The sequence below is a fragment of the Novosphingobium olei genome, from assembly GCF_037076535.1.
In the GTDB taxonomy this organism is placed as follows: Bacteria; Pseudomonadota; Alphaproteobacteria; order Sphingomonadales; family Sphingomonadaceae; genus Novosphingobium; species Novosphingobium olei.
The window spans coordinates 2,094,126-2,112,745 of the sequence record NZ_AP029021.1 but is presented as its reverse complement, the minus strand read 5'-3'; the positions used below and the strand labels follow the sequence as shown (position 1 = coordinate 2,112,745).

The following is an 18,620-nucleotide window of genomic DNA, read 5'->3' as shown; positions in this document are numbered from 1 at the left end:
CGTCAGTTGTTCGCCCCGACAACCTGCCGCTTCTTGCCAAATACCGGGAATGCTCCCGCGTCGCCATAATCGGTGCGATCATCGGCTTCTCGCAGATCGGCCATGTCCTCATCGGAAATGACGAAGTCAATCGCGGCGTTGTCGCGGATATGTTCGGCGCTGCTCGACTTGGGCAACGGTAGCAGGCCAAGCTGCAGGCAGTAGCGAATGCAGAGCTGCGCGACACCGACGCCGTACTTGTCGGCAAGCGCGATGAGCCTGCCGTTCTTCAGCGCAGCGCCGTGGGCGACCGGAGAGTATGCCTTGACCAGAAGGCCCTTGCTGCGGCTATAGTCGATGAGGTCGAACGGCGTGTTGCCAACATGGGCCAGGATCTGGTTGACCATCGGTGCGATGCTGCCGTGCTCGATCAGATTGTCGATATCCGCCGCCTCGAAATTTGAGACGCCGATCGCGCGGAGCTTGCCTGCCTGATGGGCATCCTCGAGCGCGCGCCACGCCTCGAGATTGCCCTCGAAAAAGTGCTCGCCCTCGCGAAACTCGGCCCAGGGCTGTGGGCTGTGAATCAGCATGAGGTCGATATGGTCGAGCCCGAGTGTCTTCAACGAACCGTCGATCCGCTCGCGCGCCGCGACGAAGCTCTTGCATTCGGCGGCGAGCTTGGTGGTGACGAACAGCGCATCGCGTGCGACGCCGCTGGCACGCACGGCCTCACCGACGCCGCGTTCGTTGCCATAGGCCTGGGCTGTATCGATGTGGCGATAGCCGATGCCGATCGCGTCCCGTACGACCTGCCCGATCGCGTCATCGTCGATCCGCCAGGTGCCAAGGCCGACCTTGGGAATGACGACGCCATTAGCGAGCGTGAAGGTTTCTTCAAGGATCATCGGTTCACTCCTTCGGCTCGCCAAGCGGCGTAAGATATTGCTCATCAGTCACCTTCTCCATCCAGGTGACGGGCGTGCCATTCACCGACTCCTGGATGGCGATGTGGGTCATGGCCCCGTGCGGTGTGGCGCCATGCCAATGCTTGTGCTCGGCCGGGCACCAGAGGATGTCACCAGCATTGAATTCCAACTTCGGCCCGCCCTCGATCTGGGTCCAGCCGACGCCATCGGTGACGATCAGCGTCTGGCCTGCCGGGTGCGTATGCCACGCGGTGCGCGCACCGGGTTCAAAACGGACGATGGCGCCGCCGACGCGCGACGGGTCGGGTCGCTGGAACTGGCCAGTAATCGTCACCTTGCCGGTGAAATACTCCGCCGGGCCATCGACAGTCTTCATGTCCGATTTGCGATCGATCTGCATGCTTGGTGCTCCTTTTCGTGATGAAGTTGGCTGCGCCTGCGCGTCGGCCGCACTCGACAACACAACGGTCTACTGCGCCGCAGCGGCCAGAATGACTTTGAGGTTCACGGTCAAAGGCTCCTGCTGAAGAAGGCAGTGATCCGATCAAACGGGATCTTGTCAGCTCGATCATAGAGATCGACATGGTTAGCGCCCGGAATGATCACCAGTTCCTTCGGCTCGGCGGCCGCTGCGAAGGCGGTTTCGCTGAAGTAGCGCGAATGCGTCTTCTCGCCATGGATCAGCAGCATCGGCCGCGGCGCGATCTCCTTGATATACGAAAGCAGCGGCATGTTCATGAATGAAAGCGGGTTGGTGATCGTCCATGAGGCGTTCGAGTTCACCGACCGCGGATGGAAGCCGCGCGCTGTCTTGTAGTAATCATGATAGTCGACAAGAAACTGGGCCTCCCCGCCCTTCAATTCGTTCATCGGCGGGCCGTAAGCGGGGGCACCGCGTTCCGCATCCAGCCAGCGCTGCCGGCTCAGCTGCTCTAGCGTCTTGGTACGTTCGGCCAGGGTGACGCTGTCATTATAGCCTTTAGACATCACGCGGGTCATGTCGTACATCGTCACTGCAACGACCGCCTTGACGCGCTTGTCCACGGCGACCGCATTCAGCGCCATCCCGCCCCACCCGCAGATGCCGATTACGCCGATGCGCTCGCGATCAACGAAGGGCTGCAAACCGAGATGATCGACCGCGGCGCTGAAATCCTCAGTGTTAATGTCGGGAGAGGCGAGGTTGCGCGGCTCCCCGCCGCTCTCGCCGGTATAGGACGGGTCGAACGCGATCACCGCGAAGCCGCGCTCCGCCATCGTCTGTGCGTAGAGCCCCGATGACTGCTCCTTCACCGCCCCGAAGGGACCGCTAATTACCAGGCCCGGCAACCGGCCCGTTCCCCTGTGCTTGGGGAGATAGAGATCGCCAGACAGCATGATGCCATAGCGGTTCTTGAAGCTCACCTTCCGGTGATCGACGCGGCTGCTTTTCGGGAACACCTTGTCCCAGTCCGCGCTGCCCTGCGTGGCGGCGGCGGCGGCGGCGGTCGTTGCGGGCAGTGCCATCAGGCTGGTCGCTGCTACCGCTGCCCCGCTGAGCTGCAGGATGCCACGCCGGCTCAACTCGCTGGGGCAGGTGGTTTGCGATGCGATGTTCATCTGATTTCTCCGGGATCGATCGTTCATGAAAGTGAGGGCTTGCGGCTGCCGAGCACGCCGAGCAGAGCCGAACCGGCGAGCAGGATCCCGCTCACAAGAAAGGTCGCCCGGTGCCCAGCCGTGTCGAACAGCAGGCCGCCGCCCGCCGCGCCCAAGGTGATTGCCAGCTGGATGACGGCGACCATCAATCCGCCGCCAGCTTCCGCATCGTCGGGTAGGGTGCGGCTGAGCCATGTCCACCAGGCGACCGGGAGCGCCGTGCCGATCAGGCCCCAGCCGGCGAGGAGCGCCGCGGTTGGTAGCGGCATCGTCCCGAACGCGATGAGACCGATCGCAATGGCCGCCATCGCCAGCGGCGCGACGATCAAGGTGGCGCACAGGCTCCGCGTCACGGCACGCCCGATCAGCCAGGTGCCGATGAGACCGGCGCCGCCCATGCCGAGCAGGATCAGCGAAAGCAGCGATACGCTTAGTTGCGTGACACCTTCGAGGAAAGGCCGCAGATAAGTGAAGAGCGCGAATTGACCCATGAACAGCAGCGCGACCGCGGCCATGCCGGTGCGTGCCTCGGGCCGCCGCAGCACGGCCAGCGCGTTTGCGGCATGCGCGCTGCGCGGCGAGGGCATCTGCGGCAGCGTGCGCCACAGCCATACCAAGGTGATCGCGGCCAGCGGAACGACGATGAAGAACGCGCCGCGCCAGCCGATAAATTGTCCAAGGAAGCTGCCGAGCGGAGCTGCGATCGTGGTCGCCAGTGCATTGCCACCGTTCAGCATTGCCAGACCCCGGGGCACCTGGCCCTCGGGCAGAAGGCGCATGACCGTCGCCGCCGACATCGACCAGAAGCCGCCAATGACGACGCCGAGCAGCGCGCGGCCAGCCATCAACACAGCGTAAGTCGGTGCGAACGCGACCAGTGCACCAGACACGAGCATTAGCGCGGCCAGACCAAGGAGAAGCGTACGGCGATCAAGGCCACTGGTCAGCGATGTGATCGTCAGGCTCGTCAGGACAGCAAACAGCCCTGACACCGAAATCGCCTGACCGGCTGCTCCTTCGGTGAGTTGCAGGTCTGTGGCGATCGGGGTGAGGATACTCACCGGCATGAATTCAGAGGCGATCAGCGTCGCCACGCATAGAGAAAGGGCCACCACGGCTACCCAGCCGCCGCTGCCCGCACGCGTCGCCGACGGCGTAACTGTGATTTTGTGATCGGCGCCGGTCGCCATTGCAGTCCACCTTCATCCAGTTGTCCCGGGATATTGCGGAACAAGAAGGATTATGGTGCGTGTCGATGCGACAAATTAGACGTCGTTGCGTTGATGAACCGTTGAGCGAAGCTCAACGATCGATCAATGCCAGTTGGCGGCCCGGATGTGATCGATTAGCAGGCGAAGCGCCGTCGGCAACTGTCGCCGCCCGGGATAATAGATGTGGAAACCCGGGCCGTCCGAAGCCCAGTCCTCAAGCACGATCCGCAGATCACCGCGTTCCACATAGGGCAATGCCAGCGGCTCCGGCACATAGGCGATTGCAGCCCCGCGACGGGCGAGGTCAAGTGCCAGCGCGCTGTTGTCGATGGTGATCGCGCCGGGCACGTCGACGGCTACGTTCTCGTCGTGCCGATCGAATTCCCAAGCATAGCGGCTGTCATCGCCCAAGCGGAATCGGAGACAGTTGTGCGACAGAAGGTCATTTGGATGGAGCGGGGTCCCGTACCGCTCAAAATAGGATGGCGCGCTCGTCGCGACCCAGCGCATGTCCGGAGACAATCGCTGCGCCACCATATCTTCGGGCACAGTTCCGCCATAGCGGATCCCGGCGTCGGCGCCTGCCTCCACCACATCGACCATTTGGTTGCTGACGACCACGTCGAGCTCGATTTGAGGGTAGCGCTCGATAAAGCTCGGCAGTGCCGGCGCGAGCAACATCGTGGACGCATGTTCCAGCACATTCACCCGGATACGACCGGCCGGGTCGTCGCGGTAGCGGTTCAGTACGTCCACCGCCGTGCCGATTGCATCGAAGTGCGCGGAGATCGCCGCGCGAAGCTCCTCTCCGGCCGCGGTCAGCGTAACGCTGCGGCTGGTGCGATTGAGCAGGCGCACCCCGAGGCGGGCTTCCAGGCCTTTTAGCGAATGACTCAGCGCCGAGGCGCTGACACCGACTTCAAGCCCCGCGCGGCGAAAGCTGCGATGCCGCGCGATCGCAAGGAAGTAGCTGAAGTCAGCAAGATCAGTCCGGTTGAGTTGCACACGGCCATATTGCCCGTGTGCGTCAGATACGGCAACAGCGCTGAGATGCGCTCAACGCTGTGATATTCTGCCTCCGTTCGCGTTGCGACAGTATGCTTCAGCCGTTCTGAGCCTGAGACCCGACCGGCAGCAGTGTCCCAATGTAGGTCCTTGCGGGTGCTGCTCACAATTGGATCGGAGAACGGTAGGTTTTGGGATCAAGGTGAACGGCCGAGATTGCGGCGCCTTCCCGCCATTCCGCTTCGAAGCATTCGATTGGCAGCTTCTGTCAGGAGCAGCCGCTCGCGGCGGCTGATTGGAACGACCGTGTCTGGTCGCAAGTTGCCGTTCCGTTTTGCGTCACTAAAAAAGCCCCCGGGATGCAAGGGCGATGGCCCTTGCCCGCCGGAGGCTGCCTTTTCTCGATTTACCCCTCCGTCAGCCCTTCGGGCTGCCACCTCCCCATTTGCGTCTCCGACGAAAACGAGGAGGAGCCGGGGGTCAGCTCGCCGCGTTGGCGGCGCTGAGGATGGCGCGGACGCTGGCGGTGGCGACGTCTTCGTCGATGCCGACGCCCCAGATCGCGCGGCCATCGGGGGTGACGCATTCGACGTAGGCGGCGGCGCGGGCGTCGCTGCCGCCGGTGAGGGCGTGTTCGGTGTAATCGCGCACGTCGAGCTCGATGCCGAAGCCGTCCTTGAGCGTGGCGACGACCGACGAGATCAGGCCATTGCCGCGACCGCTGACCGACTGGACCTTGCCATCGACCTCGATCTTGCCGGCGAAGACGCGGGTGCCGTCGGGCGCGCGGCTTTCGTCGTAATCTACCAGCTGGAAGCGCTGCGCGCCTTCGAGGCGATAGGTCTTGCGGAACACGCTCCAGATGTCAGCCGCCTGCAGTTCGCGGCCCAGTTCATCGGCCAGCTCCTGCACGTGGCGGCTGAAGTGCGCCTGCATCTTCTTGGGCAGCTTGAGGCCCTGGTCCTGTTCGAGCACCCAGGCAAAGCCGCCCTTGCCGGACTGCGAATTGACGCGGATCACCGCTTCGTAGCTGCGGCCGAGGTCGGCCGGGTCGATCGGCAGGTAGGGGACGGCCCAGAGATCGTCGTTGCGCTTTTCCTGCGCGGCGAAGCCCTTCTTGATCGCGTCCTGGTGGCTGCCCGAAAACGCCGTGAACACCAGTTCGCCGCCATAGGGGTGGCGCGGGTGGACGGGCAGCTGGTTGCAGTATTCGACCGTCTGGATGACTTCGTCGATGTCCGAGAAATCGAGGCCCGGATCGACGCCCTGCGTGTAGAGGTTGAGGCCGACGGTTACGAGGCAGCAGTTGCCGGTACGCTCGCCATTGCCGAACAGGCAGCCTTCGACGCGGTCGGCCCCAGCCATCAGCCCGAGTTCGGCGGCGGCGACGCCGGTGCCGCGATCGTTGTGGGTGTGCAGGCTGATAATCGCGCGATCGCGGTTCGGCAGATTGCGGCAGAAGTATTCGATCTGGTCGGCGTAGATGTTCGCCGTCGCCGCTTCGACCGTGGCCGGCAGGTTGAGGATGATCGGCTTTTCGACCGTGGGCTGCAGCACTTCCATCACCGCTTCGCAGCATTCGATGCTGAAATCGACTTCGGCGGTGGAGAAGGTTTCGGGGCTGTATTCGAAGTGCCAGTCGGTCTGCGGGAAACGGGCCGCCTGATCGCGCAGGAAGGTGGCGCCGGCGCGGGCGATTTCGCGGATTTCGGCCTTTTCCATGCCGAACACCACCTGGCGCCACAGCGGCGAGACGGCGTTGTAGACGTGGACGATCGCTTGGCGTGCGCCGGCGAGGCTTTCGAAGCTGGTCTTGATCAGGTCTTCGCGCGACTGGGTCAGCACTTGGACGAAGACGTCGTCGGGGATGCGCCCCTCATCCACGAGGCCGCGGATGAAGTCGTACTCGGTGGCGCCCGCGCTGGGGAAGCCCACCTCGATTTCCTTGAGGCCGACCTTGAGCAGCAGGTCGAAGAAGCGGGCCTTCTTTTCCGCGTCCATCGGATCGATCAGCGACTGGTTGCCGTCGCGCATGTCGGTCGACAGCCAGCGCGGGGCCTTGTCGATGACGCGATTGGGCCACTGGCGATCGGGCAGGTGGATCTGCGGGAACGGGCGATACTTGACCGAAGGGTCCTTGAGCATGGTCATGGGTCTGCAACTCGAAGCTGGAATTGGAAGCGTCTGGTGTGGTCCGTAACCCCTGGGCGCCGTGCGCGCCGATCAGGACCGACGCATCAGCTCACGCCCAAGGGCGGGTAAGTCGCAGGGTAAGGTCCAGCAGGCCGGTCATGGGCGAAGCCTATGGTGAATCGGGCGGCGATTGTCCACAGTGAAGTGGAAAAGGGATGAGGGAATGAGCATGTCCGAAAGCATTGAACCGTTCGTCGTGCAGGTGCCGCAGAGCGAGATCGACGATCTCAACCGACGGCTCGACCTGGCGCGCTGGCCGGAAAAGGAGACTGTGGGCGACTGGACGCAAGGCACGCCGCTCGCCGCGCTGAAGGACCTCGTCGCCTACTGGCGCGACCGGTACGACTGGCGCGCTTGCGAGAGCTGGCTCAACCGGCTGGGGCTCTGGAGCACCAAGATCGACGGGCTCGACATCCGCTTCCTGCATGTGCGTTCGCCGATCGAAGGCGCGCGGCCGTTGATCCTGACGCATGGCTGGCCGGGCTCGATCCTGGAGTTTCGCGGGGTGATCGAACCTCTGACGAATCCGGAAACCGGCCGGGCGGAGGACGCGTTCCACCTGGTGATCCCGTGCCTGCCGGGCTTCGGCTTTTCGGGCAAGCCGGAACAGACCGGCTGGGGCATCGAGAAGATCGCGCGCGCCTGGGGCGAGCTGATGGCGCGGCTGGGCTATGACCGATGGTATGCGCAAGGGGGCGACTGGGGCGCGGGCGTGACCACGCAGATCGCGATGCAGAACGTGGCGGGGTGCGCGGGCATCCACGTCAACATGCCGATCGCGCAGCCGGACAAGGACGATCTCGCCAACCCCGATGCGGCGGACCTGCGCGCGCTGACCGCGCTGAAATACTATCAGGATTGGGATTCGGGATATTCCAAGCAACAGGCCACGCGGCCGCAGACGGTGGGCTATGGCCTGGTCGATTCGCCCGTGGGACTGGCAGGCTGGATCTACGAGAAGATGTGGGCGTGGACCGACAACGCCGGTGCGCCGGAAGATGCGCTGAGCCGCGATGCCATGCTCGACAACATCATGCTCTACTGGCTGACGGCGGCGGGCGCCTCTTCGGCAAGGCTTTACTGGGAAAGCTTCGGCAATTTCGGCGCGGGGCCGATGACCATTCCGGTGGCGGCGAGCGCCTATCCCAAGGAAGTGCTGCCAACGCCGCGCAAGTGGTTCGAACGCCATTGCGAGCGCCTGGTGCACTGGGGCACGCTCGACAAGGGCGGGCACTTCGCCGCGTGGGAGCAGCCGCAGGCGTTCGTGCGCGAACTGCGCACGGCCTTCGCGCTGATGGATTGAGCGGCGGCGGGAAGGGTTTCAGCCGCAGCGCAGGGCGACGATGCGGTTGGCGTCGTCGAGCACGATGTTGAGCCGTTCGGGCACGTAGTCGGTGGTGACGGCGCGGCCCGGGCGGACCCAGCGGACAGGGTCGCCGCCCGCGAACTGGGCGACGCTGGCGCGGATCTGCGGACTGTCGGTGCGCTGCAGCAGGGCGGAGAGCGCGCTGGCGCCGCACGGATCGTCCTCTGACGCCGAGGCAGGCGCGGAAGGCAGGAGCGGCGGGCCTTGGGTGGCTTCGTCCCGGGGGCCGGGCCCGCAGCCTGCGGCAAGCACGCAGAGCAGGCCAGCGCTGCTCGACCTTGTCAGGAATCGGACCATCTTAAAAACCTGCCCCCGTTCTCTCCATTATGGAGATATCTGGGCAAGCCCTAAGTATCCATTACCTCGGTCGAGCGCGGATGGTCGTTGGTGGAATGCGACCGGGAGCCGCAGGGGCAGGCTCCCGGCGCGGTGTCGATCAGTTCTTGGTCTTGTCGACCAGCGCGTTGGCGCCGATCCAGGGCATCATGGCGCGCAGCTTGGCGCCGGTTTCCTCGATCTGGTGGCGCTTGGCGGCGATGCGCGAAGCCTTCAGCTCGGGCTGGCCGGCGCGGTTGTCGAGCACGAAGTCCTTGACGAAGCGGCCCGACTGGATGTCGGCGAGAACGCGCTTCATTTCCTTCTTGGTTTCTTCGGTGATGATGCGCGGGCCGGTCTTGATGTCGCCGTATTCGGCGGTGTTCGAGATCGAGTAGCGCATGTTGGCGATGCCGCCTTCATACATCAGGTCGACGATCAGCTTCAGTTCGTGGAGGCATTCGAAGTAGGCCATTTCCGGCGCGTAGCCGGCTTCGACCAGCGTTTCGAAACCGGCCTGGACCAGCGCGGTGGTGCCGCCGCACAGCACGGCCTGTTCACCGAACAGGTCGGTTTCGCATTCTTCGCGGAAGTTGGTTTCGATGATGCCCGAACGGCCGCCGCCGACGCCCGAGGCGTAGGCAAGGGCGATGTCGTGGGCGTTGCCGGTGGTGTCCTGGTGGATAGCGACGAGGCACGGCACGCCGCCGCCACGCTGGTATTCGCTGCGGACGGTGTGGCCCGGGCCCTTGGGCGCGATCATGATCACGTCGATGTCGGGGCGCGCTTCGATCAGGCCGAAGTGGATGTTGAGGCCGTGGGCGAAGGCCAGCGCCGCGCCGGGCTTCAGGTTGTCGTGCAGGTCCGCCGCGTAGATCGCCGCCTGATGTTCGTCGGGGGCGAGGATCATGATGATGTCGGCCCACTTGGCCGCTTCGACGTTCGACAGCACCTTGAAGCCGGCGCCTTCGGCCTTCTTCGCGGTGGCCGAACCTTCGCGCAGCGCGATGGCGACTTCCTTGACGCCGCTGTCGCGCAGGTTCTGCGCGTGGGCGTGACCCTGCGAGCCGTAGCCGAGCACGGCGATCTTCTTGTCGGTGATCAGGTTCAGATCACAATCGGCGTCGTAATAAACCTTCATCTCAGTTCCGTTCTCTATAACGTTGAAAGGTTTTGAAAATTTCAGGCGGCCGTGGCGCCGCGGATCATGCCGACGATGCCGGTGCGGCCCATCTCGACAAGGCCCAGCTGCTTCATCAGCGCGACGAAGCTGTCGATCTTTTCGGGCGCGCCGGTCAGTTCGAACACGAAGCTGGACGTGGTGGTGTCGACCACCTTGGCGCGGAACACGTCGGCAAGGCGCAGCGCCTCGACCCGGTTCTCGCCCGTGCCGGCAACCTTGATCAGCGCCAGTTCGCGTTCGACGAAGGGGCCGATCTCGGTAAGGTCGGTGACCTTGTGCACCGGCACCAGCCGTTCGAGCTGGGCGCGGATCTGGTCGATGATCGGCGGCGGACCGTGCGTGACGATCGTGATGCGGCTGACATCGTGGCCGTCGGTGATGTCGGCCACGGTCAGGCTGTCGATGTTGTAGCCGCGCGCGGTGAACAACCCCGCGATCTTCGCGAGGATTCCCGCCTCGTTATCGACGGTGATGGTGAGGACGTGGCGCTCCTGCGCCTCTTGGGCAATGTGCATCATGATCTTGCGGGGTCCCTCAGACGAGCGCCTTGGCTTCGTCGTCCATCGTGCCGGCGACTTCGTCCCCGTAGAGGATCATGTCGGTGTGCGCCGCGCCCGACGGGATCATCGGGAAGCAGTTGGCTTCCTTGGTGACGAGGCAATCGACGATCACCGGCCCATCGTGGTCGATCATCGCCTGGATGCCGGCGTCGAGCTGGCTTTCATTCTCGATGCGGATGCCCTTCCAGCCATAGGCTTCGGCGAGCTTCACGAAATCGGGCAGGCTGTCCGAATAGGAGTTCGAATAGCGGCTTTCGTAGGTCAGTTCCTGCCACTGGCGGACCATGCCCATCCATTCGTTGTTGAGGATGAACACCTTGACCGGCAGGCGGTACTGCGTGGCGGTGCCCAGCTCCTGGATGTTCATCTGGATCGAGGCGTCGCCCGCGACGTCGATCACCAGCGTGTCCGGGTTGCCCAGCTGCGCGCCGATCGCGGCGGGCAGGCCATAGCCCATGGTGCCAAGGCCACCCGAGGTGAGCCACTTGTTGGGCTTCTGGAACGGGAAGTACTGCGCTGCCCACATCTGGTGCTGGCCGACTTCGGTGGCGATGATCGGATCGCGATCCTGGGTGAGGGCATGGAGCCGCTCGACCGCGTACTGGGGCATGATCTCGCCCTTCTTGCGACGCGGATAGGCGAGGCTCTGGCGCGCGCGCCAGCCATCGATGCGGGCGTACCATTCGGTCTGGTCGACCTTCTGGCAGCCGGCTTCCAGCCAGCCTTCGATGATCTGGCCGAGCACCTTGGCGCAATCGCCGATCAGCGGCAGGTCGACGCGGACGGTCTTGTTGATCGAGGCGCGATCGATGTCGATGTGGATCTTCTTGCTGTTGGGCGCGAAGGCATCGAGGCGGCCGGTGACGCGATCGTCGAAGCGGGCGCCGACGCAGACGATCAGGTCCGCCCGGTTCATCGCCATGTTGGCTTCATAGGTTCCGTGCATGCCGAGCATGCCGAGCCAGGCCGGGTCTTCGGCGGGGAAAGCGCCGAGGCCCATCAGCGTGGACGTGACGGGCGCGCCGGTCAGCTTCTGCAGTTCGCGAAGCAGACGGGTGGCTTCGGGCCCGGAATTGATCACGCCGCCGCCGGTGTAGAGGATCGGCGCCTGCGCCGCGGCGATCATGCGCACCGCTTCGGCAATGTCGTCGGCCGGCGCCTGAACCTGCGGGGTGTAGCGGTTGCGCTGCTGCGGGGCGACCGCATCCCACGCCGCCTGCGCGATCTGCACGTCCTTGGGAATGTCGATCACGACCGGGCCGGGGCGGCCTTCGGTGGCGATGCGGAACGCCTCGTCGATTGTCGCGGCGAGCTGCGCCGGGTCCTTCACCAGATAGTTGTGCTTGGTGCAGTGGCGCGTGATGCCGACGGTATCGGCTTCCTGGAACGCGTCCGAGCCGATCAGGCCGGTGGGCACCTGGCCGGTGATGACGACGAGCGGGATCGAATCCATGAAGGCATCGGCAATGCCGGTGACGGCATTGGTCGCACCCGGGCCCGAAGTCACCAGCACGACGCCGGGCTTGCCGGTGGCGCGGGCATAGCCTTCGGCCGCGTGGGCCGCGCCGGCTTCGTGGCGGACGAGGATGTGGCGGATGCGTTCATCGCCGAAAAGGGCGTCGTAGATCGGCAGCACCGCGCCGCCGGGATAGCCGAACACGAATTCGACGCCCTTGGCGACCAGGCTCTCGACGAGGATTTCGGCGCCGCTGCGCTCGGTTTTCACGCGACAATTCCCTTGCTTGCGAAGGCCCGCCCCATAGCGCCGGGGGGACCCGAACGAAACACCTTGTGACGACCCTGACGGACGTTCTGCATCGCCTGAGCCGAAAATATTTCGGCCCGGCGCATTGCCTGCGCCGGGCCGTCTCTCCCACCTCGGGACACCCGACAAGATGCCGGGCAATTGACGGCTTGCTAAGTGATACAAAACTATCTGTCAATCACTGGATTGCGCAATAAACTTACGGCTTGGGCGGTGTCAATGGAATTTTCGAACGCCGTCCGGGGCCAGTGGTCCGGATTCTGGTGCCGCAACCAGGTATATTGCCGCTTGGCGTAGTTTCGCGTCGCCTGCTGACCGGCGCGAATCGCCTCTTCCTCGGTGATTTCACCGCGCAGGAAGGCGGCCATTTCGGGCACGCCGATCGCGCGCATGACGGGAAGGGCGGGGTCGAGTCCGCGCGCAAGCAGCGCTTCGACTTCGCCCAGCGCGCCGCCTTCCCACATGCGGGCAAAACGCAGGTCGCAGCGGGCATAGAGCCAGTCGCGCTCGGGCAGCAGGATCAGCGGGTGCAGGGTAACGCTCTCGCCGATGCCGCCCTCGCGCGCCGCCTGCCAGTCAGCCAGCGAGCGCCCGGTGCTGCGCACGACTTCGAGCGCGCGGGCGATACGGGTCGTGTCGTTGGGATGGAGCGTGGCGGCGCGATCCGGGTCCTCGCGGCGCAGCGCATCGAAGGCTTCAGCGACGGTGAGGGCGCGTACTTCGGCGCGGATCGCTGGGTCTATCTCCGGCACCGGCGCGATCCCGTCGAGCAGGGTGCGGATATAGAGGCCGGTGCCGCCGACCAGGATCGGCAGCGCGCCATGCGCCTGGGCGCGCTCGATCTCTGCCCGCGCGGCGGCGGCCCATTCGGCGGCCGAGCAGGCGTGCGCGCCGTCCCACGTTCCGAACAGGCGGTGGGGCACGCCGCGCATCTCTTCCTCCGAGGGGCGCGCGCTGAGCACGGCGAGATCGGCATAGACCTGCGCGCTGTCGGCGTTGATGACGACGGCTTCGCGCCCCTCCGCGCGCTCGGCCAGCGCCAGCGCGACGGCGAGATCGCTCTTGCCGCTGGCGGTCGGCCCTGCAATGAGCGCCAGCCTCGGCTTGGCGTCCTGCGGCTTGCCTGACTCTCTAGATAAGGAACTTCCGGTGCTCATCGCGCGGCTGATAGCAGACCCTGACACGCTTGGTGACAATCTTGCGCTCGCCATGGAACTGATCGAGGCGCGCGGCTGGGACGTGGCCGGGGCGGGCATGCTCGAATTCTGCACCAACGTGCTCGAGCTGGAACTGGTCGAGGGCGATCCGGCGCAAGTCCGCGCCATTCTCGATCAGTGCTTCCCGGACAGCGACCTGCTGCTGTCGAACCAGCCGTTCAGCGTTCCGAACCTCTTCGTTTCGGACATGGATTCGACGATGATCGGGCAGGAATGCATCGACGAGCTGGCCGATTTCGCGGGCTTGAAGGATCGCATCGCCGCGATCACCGAGCGCGCGATGCAGGGCGAGCTCGATTTCGAAAGCGCGCTGCGCGAACGCGTCGGCCTGCTGAAAGACTTGCCAGAGGCGGCGATCCGCCAGTGCCTCGACGAGCGCATCCGCCCGATGCCGGGCGCGCGCACACTGGTTTCGACGCTGAAGGCGCGCGGCTGCCACACCGTGCTGGTGACGGGCGGTTTCCATTCCTTCGCCGATCCGGTGGCCGAGATGCTGGGGTTCGATCGCGTGGTCGGCAACCGGCTGGGCCTGCACGACGGTGTGCTGACCGGGGGGCTTGTCGGCGGGATCGTCGACAGTTCGGTCAAGAAGAAGGTGCTGCTGGAAGAAACCGAGCGGCTCGGCGCGGATGTCGTCAGCCTGGCGACCGGCGATGGCGCCAACGACATCCCGATGATCGAGGCGGCAAGCTTCGGCCTGGCCTATCGCGCCAAGCCCAAGGCCCGCGCCGCCGCCGATGGCTGGATCGACCGTGGCGACCTGACCGCGATACTCGACCTGCTGGGCATCGCGCGTTCGGACTGGGTCTTCGACTGATCAGGCGAAAGCTTGCGCGCCGCGACGGCGGTGTGCAAGCACGCGAGCGAGCAACGCGGCAAGCGCCAGTATGGTCATCACAAGGCCGACCTGGCGCGTTTCCGGCACCGGAATGCGCTTGGCATAGGCGAGGGTGAAAATCAGCCAGATTACGTGGATGCCCGTGGCGTGAAGGCGCTTCCAGTTCCGGCCCAGCGCGCGCATGGCGGCGTCGTTCGATGTCAGCGCCATCGCCAGTATGAACAGGTAGGCGATCCCGCCGGGGATCAGTGAGGCCAGTGGGCGCGGCGCGGGATCGAGCCGGAGAGCCATGATCAGCGCGAGAAGATGGACGGTGTGGCTTGCGGCAAAGCCCAGGCCCCACCACCGCCTCTGCCGGACGAGCGACCGGCTCCATGCAGCAGGGGACAGGCGTACGAGCGACGAGGCGAGATAGGTCGTCAGGAAGATCGGAAAACCGACGCGTGCTGTCCAGCGGGCGGCAAGGTGCCAGCCAAGGTACGGCGTTGAGCCCACGCCAAGGCCTGCTGCCAGCGCGGACAGCGACAGCGCCAACCCGAGCGCCAACGGCCACGTGCGTTTCATGTCCTCACCCCCCCGTTTGGCGAAATTCTGCACCGTGTCTTGCCGGCTGGCAAGCGCTGGCCCGGGGTGGGAATTGACGTTGTATTTACAGTGATGTTAGTATTTGGTTGCAGAGTATCGGGAGAATCGACGTGAACGCCATGACCGCTCCGTTGCAGGCCGACCTGCCGCTCTATGACGAGCGCCGCCCGGAACTGAAGCTGCGCCCGCTGAAGGCGTGGCGTCATTTCCGTGAGCTGCTGAAGAACAAGGAAAACACCGAAGAGGTGTTCCACATCTTCGAATCGCTGCCGTGGCGCAATCTCAAGCCCACGGCGCTGGCGTTCCTGAAGAGCGAGCGGGGCCAGACCCTGCGCGCCCGCGAAGTGCGCCTGCCGCTGATCCTCGACGATCACCCGCGGCTGCGCGCGATGCCCGAGGGCTCGGTCGCGCACGCCTATTGCGACTTCATGGAGCGCGAAGGGCTAACCGCGCAAGGACTGGTCGACGAGTTCGACAAGTTCGCGGCAGACAAGCCCAAGTTCGACGACCAGTTCATCTGGTACCTGAACCGCATGCGCGACGTGCACGATCTGCTCCACGTGCTGACCGGCTATGGCCGCGACGCGCTGGGCGAGGCCTGCGTGCTCGCCTTCACCTACAGCCAGCAGCCGAGCCCGGCTCACCTGTTCATCGGCTACATGGCCGGCCTCAACATGAAGAAGCAGGTCAAGAGCGACGCGCCGGTGCTGAAGGCGGTGCGCGAGGGGCAGAAGCTGGGCAAGGCGTGCCCGCGCCTGTGCGAGCAGTCGATCCTCGACCTGCTGCCGATGCCGCTGGAAGAGGCGCGGCGGAAGCTGAACATCACGCGGCCGGTGCATTATCACGCGGCGCACGATGCGTGGCGGGCCTTGGGCGTCGATCCCTATGATCTGCTGGGGCAGAACGCGAAGAAGGCGGCCTAAAGCGCGGCGATCAGAGCCTGCGCGGCTGCCGGGTTACGCGGCTTCTCGCCGGAAATGAACAGCATGTAGACATCGCGTCCGCCCTGCGCCCAAGCGCGGGCGCGGGTGCCCCATCCGGCTATCGCTGCGGCGCTGTAGCCGGCCGGCTGGTCGGCGCTCGATCGCTGCAACCGGGCATACGTGAAGTCGGCGGTCTGTTCGTCGATCTGCGGAAACTCCGCGCTGTCGGCGAAGACGACTGCCATGTTGCGCGCGCGGGCAAGGTCGAGGAAAGCAGGATCGCGGAAGCTTTCGTCGCGCACTTCGAGCGCGTGGCGCAGCGGCACGCCGTTCTGCGCATCGGGGATCAGGTCGAGGAAGCGGGCGAAGTCATCGCGTTCGAACCGCTTGCCGTCGCGGAACTGCCACAGGATCGGGCCGAGCTTGGGCCCGAGTTCGGTAAAGCCCTGTCCCAGGAACTTGGCGATGGAATCGCCGCCGTCCGCCAGCACCTTGCGCTGCGTGGAATAGCGCGAAGCCTTCAGGCTGAAGCGGAAACCATCGGGCGCGGCGGCGGCCCAAGTGGCGAAGCTCTGCGCCTTCTGGCGGCCGTAGTAGGTTGCGTTGATCTCGATGCAGGTGAGGTGCGCGGCGGCGTATTCGAGCTCGCGCTTGTGCGGCAGGCCCTCGGGGTAGAAGGCCCCGCCGCGCCAGGGTTCGTAGGTCCACCCGCCGATGCCGACGCGGATGGACCCGGAACTCACGCTTCCATCCACTCGCGGAAGAAGGCCTCGTTGGCTTCGCGCAAGGCGGCAACGGAAACGCCCGCCACCTGCGACCCGCCGACCGCGCCAATCCGCGTGGCACCGTCCAGCACGGTGTCCGCCGCGGTGGTGACGATGTAACGCGACTGGTCCTCGCCAAAGGCCTTGGCCGTATCGAGCGCGATGTCGAGCGTGCAGCCCTTGTTTCCGGCAAGCGCCATTTCGGCGAGCGCGACGAGCAGGCCGCCGTCGGAGATATCGTGCACGGCGGTAAGCTTGCCGTCGGCGATCCATTCGCGGACCTGTTCGCCGTTGCGGCGTTCGGCGGCAAGATCGACCTTCGGCGCATCGCCGGCTTCGCGGCCCGCGATTTCGCGCAGCCACAGCGACTGGCCAAGGTGGGTGCCTTCACCACCCAGCAGCCAGATCGCATCGCCTTCGTTCTTGAACGCGACGGTGGTCATGACTTCGTGATCGAGCATCAGGCCGACGCCGCCGATGGCGGGGGTGGGCAGGATGGCCGAGCCGCCGCCGGTCGCCTTCGATTCGTTGTAGAGCGAGACGTTGCCCGACACGATCGGATAGTCGAGCGCGCGGCAGGCATCGCCCATGCCGTTCAGCGCCTCGACGATCTGGGCCATGATCTCGGGCCGCTGCGGGTTGGCGAAGTTCAGGCAGTTGGTGATGGCGAGCGGCGTGGCGCCGACCGCGCAGATGTTGCGGAAGGTTTCGGCCACCGCCTGCTTGCCGCCTTCGTACGGGTCGGCATAGCAATAGCGCGGGGTGCAGTCGGTGCTGATCGCCAGCGCCTTTTCGGTGCCGTGAACGCGCACGACCGCAGCGTCGCCGCCCGACTTCTGCAGCGTATCCGCGCCCACCTGGCTGTCGTACTGTTCGAAGATCCAGCGCCGGTTGGCGAGGTCCGCGCTGCCGATCAGCTTGACGAGATCGGCGCCGAGATCGGTGCTGGCGGGAACATCACCCAGCGGTTCGACCTTGGCCCAGGCCTTGTATTCATCGAGCGACAGGTGCGGGCGGTCGTACAGCGGCGCGTCTTCGGCGAGGGGGCCAAGCGGGATGTCGCACACCGTCTCGCCCTGGAAGGTCAGGACCATGTGGCCGGTGTCGGTCACTTCGCCGATCACGGCAAAGTCCAGCTCCCACTTCCTGAAGATGGCTTCGGCCATGGCTTCCTTGCCGGGCTTGAGCACCATGAGCATGCGCTCCTGGCTTTCCGACAGCATCATCTCGTACGGAGTCATGCCCTCTTCGCGGCAAGGCACCTTGTCCATGTCGAGGATGATGCCAGCCTTGCCGTTGGTGGCCATTTCCACCGACGAGGAGGTGAGGCCCGCCGCGCCCATGTCCTGGATCGCGACGATGGCGTCGGTGGCCATCAGTTCGAGGCATGCCTCGATCAGCAGCTTTTCGGTGAAGGGATCGCCCACCTGCACGGTCGGGCGCTTTTCTTCGCTCTTCTCGTCGAAGTCGGCGCTGGCCATCGTTGCGCCGTGGATGCCGTCGCGCCCGGTCTTGGAGCCGACGTAGACGATCGGATTGCCGAGGCCGGTCGCCGCCGAATAGAAGATCTTGTCCGTATCGGCCACGCCCACAGTCATCGCGTTGACCAGGATGTTGCCGTCATAAGCCTTGTGGAAGTTGGTTTCGCCGCCGACGGTGGGCACGCCGACGCAGTTGCCGTAGCCGCCGATACCCGCGACCACGCCCTGAACCAGATGCTTCATCTTCGGATGATCGGGCCGGCCGAAGCGCAGCGCGTTCATGTTGGCGACGGGGCGCGCGCCCATCGTGAACACGTCGCGCAGGATGCCGCCGACGCCGGTCGCCGCACCCTGATAGGGTTCGATGTACGAAGGGTGGTTGTGGCTTTCCATCTTGAAGATGGCGGCCTGGCCATCGCCGATGTCGATCACGCCGGCGTTCTCGCCGGGGCCGCAGATCACCCAGGGGGCCTCGGTCGGCAGCTTCTTCAAGTGGATGCGGCTCGACTTGTACGAGCAATGCTCCGACCACATCACCGAAAAGATGCCGAGCTCGACAAGGTTCGGCTCGCGACCGAGCGCGTTCAGGACGCGCTGGTATTCTTCCTCGGACAGCCCGTGGGCGGCGACGACGTCTGGCGTGATCTGAGACATGCGCCGCCCCTTAG

General features: G+C 65.1%; 17 protein-coding genes. 3 read left to right on the top strand and 14 right to left on the bottom strand.

Translation table 11 applies throughout. The features are described 5' to 3' along the window. Positions 1-2: 2 nt before the first annotated feature. From AACH40_RS09940 to leuA, 6 genes are all read right to left on the bottom strand, one after another. Positions 3-887 (bottom strand): aldo/keto reductase, encoded by an 885-nt coding sequence (locus tag AACH40_RS09940; RefSeq protein ID WP_338642278.1) that lies wholly within the window; start codon positions 885-887, stop codon positions 3-5. 4 nt (positions 888-891) lie between these two features. Then, complete coding sequence (locus tag AACH40_RS09935; RefSeq protein ID WP_338642277.1) at positions 892-1,308, bottom strand: (R)-mandelonitrile lyase; 417 nt, start codon at positions 1,306-1,308, stop codon at positions 892-894. 110 nt (positions 1,309-1,418) lie between these two features. Then, a complete protein-coding gene (locus AACH40_RS09930; RefSeq protein WP_338642276.1) occupies positions 1,419-2,507 on the bottom strand; it encodes an alpha/beta hydrolase in 1,089 nt (362 codons plus the stop codon). Positions 2,508-2,530: 23 nt separating this feature from the next. Then, positions 2,531-3,736, bottom strand: a complete 1,206-nt coding sequence (locus AACH40_RS09925; protein WP_338642275.1) for an MFS transporter — start codon at positions 3,734-3,736, stop codon at positions 2,531-2,533. Positions 3,737-3,859: 123 nt separating this feature from the next. Beyond that, positions 3,860-4,762 (bottom strand): LysR family transcriptional regulator, encoded by a 903-nt coding sequence (locus AACH40_RS09920; protein ID WP_338642274.1) that lies wholly within the window; start codon positions 4,760-4,762, stop codon positions 3,860-3,862. Between the two features lie 480 nt (positions 4,763-5,242). After that, positions 5,243-6,913: a 2-isopropylmalate synthase gene (gene leuA / locus AACH40_RS09915; protein ID WP_169492902.1), complete on the bottom strand. Its 1,671-nt coding sequence runs from the start codon at positions 6,911-6,913 to the stop codon at positions 5,243-5,245. Positions 6,914-7,124: 211 nt separating this feature from the next. On the opposite strand from leuA, the gene AACH40_RS09910 reads away from it, so the two are divergent. Next, positions 7,125-8,258: an epoxide hydrolase family protein gene (locus AACH40_RS09910; RefSeq protein ID WP_338642273.1), complete on the top strand. Its 1,134-nt coding sequence runs from the start codon at positions 7,125-7,127 to the stop codon at positions 8,256-8,258. Positions 8,259-8,276: 18 nt separating this feature from the next. On the opposite strand, the gene AACH40_RS09905 is transcribed toward AACH40_RS09910, so the two are convergent. The 5 genes from AACH40_RS09905 to miaA form a co-directional block, all read right to left on the bottom strand. After that, complete coding sequence (locus AACH40_RS09905) at positions 8,277-8,618, bottom strand: I78 family peptidase inhibitor (RefSeq protein ID WP_338642272.1); 342 nt, start codon at positions 8,616-8,618, stop codon at positions 8,277-8,279. A gap of 139 nt (positions 8,619-8,757) precedes the next feature. Continuing rightward, positions 8,758-9,777 carry a ketol-acid reductoisomerase gene (gene ilvC, locus AACH40_RS09900; RefSeq protein ID WP_169492899.1) on the bottom strand — a complete coding sequence of 340 codons (1,020 nt, stop codon included), beginning with the start codon at positions 9,775-9,777 and terminating at the stop codon, positions 8,758-8,760. A gap of 41 nt (positions 9,778-9,818) precedes the next feature. Then, positions 9,819-10,334 carry an acetolactate synthase small subunit gene (gene ilvN, locus AACH40_RS09895; RefSeq protein WP_169493270.1) on the bottom strand — a complete coding sequence of 172 codons (516 nt, stop codon included), beginning with the start codon at positions 10,332-10,334 and terminating at the stop codon, positions 9,819-9,821. 19 nt (positions 10,335-10,353) lie between these two features. Next, complete coding sequence (ilvB, locus tag AACH40_RS09890; RefSeq protein WP_338642271.1) at positions 10,354-12,105, bottom strand: biosynthetic-type acetolactate synthase large subunit; 1,752 nt, start codon at positions 12,103-12,105, stop codon at positions 10,354-10,356. Between the two features lie 206 nt (positions 12,106-12,311). Continuing rightward, positions 12,312-13,301, bottom strand: coding sequence for a tRNA (adenosine(37)-N6)-dimethylallyltransferase MiaA (gene miaA, locus AACH40_RS09885; RefSeq protein ID WP_338642270.1), 990 nt, complete (start codon positions 13,299-13,301; stop codon positions 12,312-12,314). Here miaA and serB point away from each other — a divergent pair. Continuing rightward, entirely contained in the window at positions 13,294-14,178 is an 885-nt protein-coding gene (gene serB / locus AACH40_RS09880) for a phosphoserine phosphatase SerB (RefSeq protein WP_338642269.1), read from the top strand. The two genes, miaA and serB, sit on opposite strands and share 8 nt — an antisense overlap. Here the strand turns inward: serB and AACH40_RS09875 are convergent, their stop codons facing one another. Beyond that, positions 14,179-14,763 (bottom strand): hypothetical protein, encoded by a 585-nt coding sequence (locus AACH40_RS09875; RefSeq protein ID WP_338642268.1) that lies wholly within the window; start codon positions 14,761-14,763, stop codon positions 14,179-14,181. It abuts the gene before it with no gap. 140 nt (positions 14,764-14,903) lie between these two features. Here AACH40_RS09875 and AACH40_RS09870 point away from each other — a divergent pair, with 140 nt between their 5' ends. Next, complete coding sequence (locus tag AACH40_RS09870) at positions 14,904-15,707, top strand: Coq4 family protein (protein ID WP_169493269.1); 804 nt, start codon at positions 14,904-14,906, stop codon at positions 15,705-15,707. On the opposite strand, the gene AACH40_RS09865 is transcribed toward AACH40_RS09870, so the two are convergent. Both AACH40_RS09865 and purL read right to left on the bottom strand, forming a co-directional pair. Continuing rightward, on the bottom strand, positions 15,704-16,450 hold the full coding sequence (locus AACH40_RS09865; RefSeq protein ID WP_338642267.1) for a DUF72 domain-containing protein: 747 nt from the start codon (positions 16,448-16,450) through the stop codon (positions 15,704-15,706). The two genes, AACH40_RS09870 and AACH40_RS09865, sit on opposite strands and share 4 nt — an antisense overlap. Continuing rightward, positions 16,447-18,606, bottom strand: a complete 2,160-nt coding sequence (gene purL / locus AACH40_RS09860; protein WP_338642266.1) for a phosphoribosylformylglycinamidine synthase subunit PurL — start codon at positions 18,604-18,606, stop codon at positions 16,447-16,449. Before purL ends, AACH40_RS09865 begins: the two co-directional genes overlap by 4 nt. Positions 18,607-18,620 lie beyond the last annotated feature (14 nt).

Excerpts from the sequence above, each read along its gene's own strand:
- AACH40_RS09940 (WP_338642278.1), bottom strand. The coding sequence starts at position 887 with ATGATCCTTGAAGAAACCTTCACGCTCGCTAATGGCGTCGTCATTCCC.
- AACH40_RS09935 (WP_338642277.1), bottom strand. The coding sequence starts at position 1,308 with ATGCAGATCGATCGCAAATCGGACATGAAGACTGTCGATGGCCCGGCG.
- AACH40_RS09930 (WP_338642276.1), bottom strand. The coding sequence starts at position 2,507 with ATGAACATCGCATCGCAAACCACCTGCCCCAGCGAGTTGAGCCGGCGT.
- AACH40_RS09925 (WP_338642275.1), bottom strand. The coding sequence starts at position 3,736 with ATGGCGACCGGCGCCGATCACAAAATCACAGTTACGCCGTCGGCGACG.
- leuA (WP_169492902.1), bottom strand. The coding sequence starts at position 6,913 with ATGACCATGCTCAAGGACCCTTCGGTCAAGTATCGCCCGTTCCCGCAG.
- AACH40_RS09910 (WP_338642273.1), top strand. The coding sequence starts at position 7,125 with ATGTCCGAAAGCATTGAACCGTTCGTCGTGCAGGTGCCGCAGAGCGAG.
- AACH40_RS09905 (WP_338642272.1), bottom strand. The coding sequence starts at position 8,618 with ATGGTCCGATTCCTGACAAGGTCGAGCAGCGCTGGCCTGCTCTGCGTG.
- ilvC (WP_169492899.1), bottom strand. The coding sequence starts at position 9,777 with ATGAAGGTTTATTACGACGCCGATTGTGATCTGAACCTGATCACCGAC.
- ilvN (WP_169493270.1), bottom strand. The coding sequence starts at position 10,334 with ATGCACATTGCCCAAGAGGCGCAGGAGCGCCACGTCCTCACCATCACC.
- miaA (WP_338642270.1), bottom strand. The coding sequence starts at position 13,301 with ATGAGCACCGGAAGTTCCTTATCTAGAGAGTCAGGCAAGCCGCAGGAC.
- AACH40_RS09875 (WP_338642268.1), bottom strand. The coding sequence starts at position 14,763 with ATGAAACGCACGTGGCCGTTGGCGCTCGGGTTGGCGCTGTCGCTGTCC.
- AACH40_RS09870 (WP_169493269.1), top strand. The coding sequence starts at position 14,904 with ATGACCGCTCCGTTGCAGGCCGACCTGCCGCTCTATGACGAGCGCCGC.
- purL (WP_338642266.1), bottom strand. The coding sequence starts at position 18,606 with ATGTCTCAGATCACGCCAGACGTCGTCGCCGCCCACGGGCTGTCCGAG.